This window comes from Streptomyces sp. HSW2009, from assembly GCF_040240285.1.
Classification (GTDB): domain Bacteria; phylum Actinomycetota; class Actinomycetes; order Streptomycetales; family Streptomycetaceae; genus Streptomyces.
In genome coordinates, this window is record NZ_JBEHZD010000710.1 from 1 (window position 1) to 3,350 (window position 3,350).

A 3,350-nucleotide genomic window follows, 5' to 3' on the forward strand; every position below is an offset into this window, starting at 1 on the left:
GGGGGGGGGGGGCGGGCGGGCCCGCCGGCCGCGCCCCCCCCCCCCCCCCCGGGGGCGCGCCCCCCGGGCCCCCCGGGGGGGGGGGGCGACGGCCGGGGGGCCGGCCGCGGACCACCCGGCGGGCGGGGGGAAGTAGCGGCGGAACAGGGTCGGGGTCAGATGCGGGTGGGGGCGCTGTGGTTGCGGAGGTTGCGGAGGTGGGTGCGCCAGATACGGAGGGCCGGGAGGCGGGTGCGGGTGGTTTCGGCCAGCGCGGCACGTACGGCGAGGTGGCCGGCGCGCAGCCACAGGGCGGGGGCCAGGTGGCGGCGGCCGAGCAGGAACCGTCGGTTGACGACCAGCCGGGGCCGCCAGTGCCGTTTGTACGGTTCGTCGCCGCGCAGCAGGCTGAGCACGCTGCGGCCGGTCGCGGTGGCGCGGGTGGCGTCCTGGCGCAGCAGCATGGTGGCGATGTCGATCTTGCGGCGGGCTTCGGGGTGCGCACCGTAGAGGTAGCCGCCCGCGAACTGGCGGGAGAGCAGGGTGACCTCGCTGACCAGCACGTCGTCGCCGATCCGGTACTCGCTCAGGACCGCGTCGCCGGTGCGCACCAACTGCCGTGTCGCGCGGGCGAGATGGTCGGCGAAGCGTGGGCTCAGGTGCTCGGGGGTGACGCCGCGGCCCTGCCACTGCTGACGGTGCAGGTCGAGCATGGTGGTGACGGCCGCCGGCACCTGGTCGGCGGGGACGGCGTGGTGGGTGACGCCGAGTGCGTCCACCCGGCGGAGCTTGCGGCGGGCGTTGCGGGCGCTGGCGCCGGAGAGCCTGCGGAGCAGTTCGTCCATGGGGCGCGCGGGCAGTTCGAGGCAGGTCGAGTCGGCGCGCCGGCGCATCGGCCCGCGCCAGCGCCCGACCACCGATTCGACGGCGGCGCCGGGGCGCACCTCACGGAAGTCGATGAGCGCGGTACGGGCCAGCCGGCGCAGTCCCGCGGCGAGGGCGTCGGCGGCCTGCGGGCAGTCGTCGGCGATCAGCACGTCGCAGAAGTCGGAGATGTCGAGGCCGAGCGGTAGCAGGGTGGGGAAGGGCCGGTAGCCGAGCAGCAGCGGGGCGACGGCGACCAGTGGGCGGGCGGTGGGGTCCGCAGGGGCGGGCGGGGAGCCGGGGCCCGGGGTGGGGTTTCGGTGGACGAGGACCAGGCGCAGCCGGTGGGGCTGTCCGTAGGAGAGCCACCACGAGTGGAGCCAGGCGTGGGTCTGGAAGGGCGTGGCCGCGGAGCAGCGCCGGTACAGGTCGTCCCAGGCCCCGGCGAGCGCCGCGAAGTGCCGCGGGTCGCGGCAGATGGTGGTGGTGAGGTGCTGGGGGGTGGGTGGGAGCTTGGGGTGGGGGTGGGGTGGACCGGTGGTCGGGGTCGTGGTGGGTGGGGGCGCGGCCGATGGGGCCGGTAGGGCCGGTGGCGCGGCCGATGGGGGCAGTGGGGTCGGTGGAGGGGCGGGTGGGGGCGTGGCGCCGGGCCGTGGGGGCTTCGCGGGGGGCCTTCGGGCGGCGGGGGCCGGGGTGGTGCGGGGCCGGTGGGTGGTCATCGGGGGGCCTCCGCTTCGGGGCGGCGGCCGGGGGCGGCGGTGCTGCCGGGCGCCGGGGTCGGGCCTGGCGGGGACGCGGACCCGGCAGGGGACTCAGACCCGGAAGGGGACTCGGGGGCGGGCGGGGACGCGGGGGCGGGGGCCCGGCCTGCGGTGGGGCGCACCAGGAGGGCCAGCGCGCCGAGCAGGCCGCCGGCGCAGCCGCCGACGGCGAGGGAGAGCGGGAACGAAGGTGAGGTCGGGGTGGTCGGGGGCACGGCGGGGGCGAAGACCGTGAGCCGGACACCGGTGTTCCGGGCCGAGCGGTTGGCGTGTCCGGCCAGCGCGCGGGCGACGGCGTTGGCGGTGGTCGCGGCGCGGGCCGGGCGCGCGTCGGCGCCCGTGACCTCGATCATCGGGGCGTCGGGCGAGGTCGCGGTGCGCACGCTCGCCCGCAGGTCCTCCACCGGCGTCCCGGTGCTCCGCTGCGCCGCGCTCAGCACGGCGCCGCCGGTGGTGATCCGGCCGTACGCCTGGGCGAAGCCGAGCGCCGTCGCCGGGTCCGTGCCGTCCGCCGGCACGGCGACAACGTAACTGGTGGCGGTGTACTCGGGCGTGGCGAGCAGCCCGTACGCCGCGCCACCCCCGAGGCCGAGCGCCGCACCGAACACCACCGGCCACCACCCGGGGACCCGCGCCCGCGCAGCGCGCCACAGCGGGCCCCGGGGGCGGGGGGCATGGGTGGTGCGGGCGGGTGCTTCCGGTGGGGGTTCGGGATCGGTCTGCCCGGGGGCGGCGGGGTGGGGGGCGTGCCCGCTGGGCTCGGGGCCGAGGCCCGGGCGCAGACCGGGGCCGGGGCGGGTGGTCTTGGGCGGGTGCGGCGTGGGGGGGGGTGCGGTCTGGGCGAGTCCCGGTGCGGCGGGGACGGGCGCGCTGAGGACGGGCGCGCCGGAGATGAGCGTGGCGGGGCCGGAAGCGCCGGGGATGGACAGCGAGGCTTCCGTGAACTCCCCTTTCCGCAAAGGGAGTTCAATCGCACGGGAAGATGGGTGGGAGAGCTGGCGTGGGGCGGGGGGGCGCTGGTCGAGTGCGGTGCGGGGGGCGGCCTGCGGGTGCTCGGACGCGGTGGGGGGCGGGGGTTCGGGGGTGGCCGGCGGGTTCGGCACGGTCATGACCAGCGTGGCGTCGGCGGCCAGGAGGGAGGCGGCCGTGGGGAGGTTCGCGCGGGGGGTGGGGGCGAGGGAGGCCGGCCCTCGTGTCGACTTGTCGCTGTGGTGCTCGGTGGTGTGCGACTCGCTGTGCCCGGGTTCGCGGTGGCTGGGCTCCGGGTCGTCGGAATCGTCCGGGTGGTCGGGCGGCGAGTCGTGCTCGGGGTCGCGGCGGGCGGTGGCGGGAGCCTTCGCGTCGGTCGCGGCGTTCGGGACCTTGGCCCCGCCGGGGGTGGGGGTGGTGCGTGGCTTGCGCTGTCGGCGGGTGGTCGCGGTCGCGCCGGGGCGCTGCGGGGTGGCTGGCGTCGATGCGGCTGATGCCGGGGGCGGGACGGGGCCGGCGGTGTCGGTCGGCCGGGCCGGGGGCTGGCTCGCGTCCTCGGCGGTGGCGGGCCGCGAGGGCGCGGGGGGGCGGCCCGGGCGGGCGCTGGTGGTCTTGGACATGGGGGTGCTCACCTCTTCGCGTTCTTGCGGGCGTACGGGCGCGCGGGGCGGCGCGGGTGGGGCCGGGGGCCCCCCCCCCCCCCCGGGGGCGCGGGGCGGCCGCCCCCCCCGCGCACCCCGCGCGGGCGCCCCGCGGCCCCCCCCCCCCGCCGGCGGG

The 3,350-nt window shown here is 79.3% G+C and carries 2 protein-coding genes; both read right to left on the reverse strand.

Annotated elements, in window-relative coordinates; genetic code table 11:
* Positions 1-155 precede the first annotated feature (155 nt).
* Positions 156-1,562: a GNAT family N-acetyltransferase gene (locus tag AAHZ94_RS31095; protein WP_349997060.1), complete on the reverse strand. Its 1,407-nt coding sequence runs from the start codon at positions 1,560-1,562 to the stop codon at positions 156-158.
* Positions 1,559-3,193, reverse strand: coding sequence for a YveK family protein (locus tag AAHZ94_RS31100; RefSeq protein ID WP_349997061.1), 1,635 nt, complete (start codon positions 3,191-3,193; stop codon positions 1,559-1,561). The genes AAHZ94_RS31095 and AAHZ94_RS31100 overlap by 4 nt, the downstream gene beginning before the upstream one ends.
* Positions 3,194-3,350 lie beyond the last annotated feature (157 nt).

What these genes read in the sequence shown, in the direction of transcription:
- AAHZ94_RS31095 (WP_349997060.1), bottom strand. Translation starts at nt 1,562, where the DNA reads ATGACCACCCACCGGCCCCGCACCACCCCGGCCCCCGCCGCCCGAAGG.
- AAHZ94_RS31100 (WP_349997061.1), bottom strand. Translation starts at nt 3,193, where the DNA reads ATGTCCAAGACCACCAGCGCCCGCCCGGGCCGCCCCCCCGCGCCCTCG.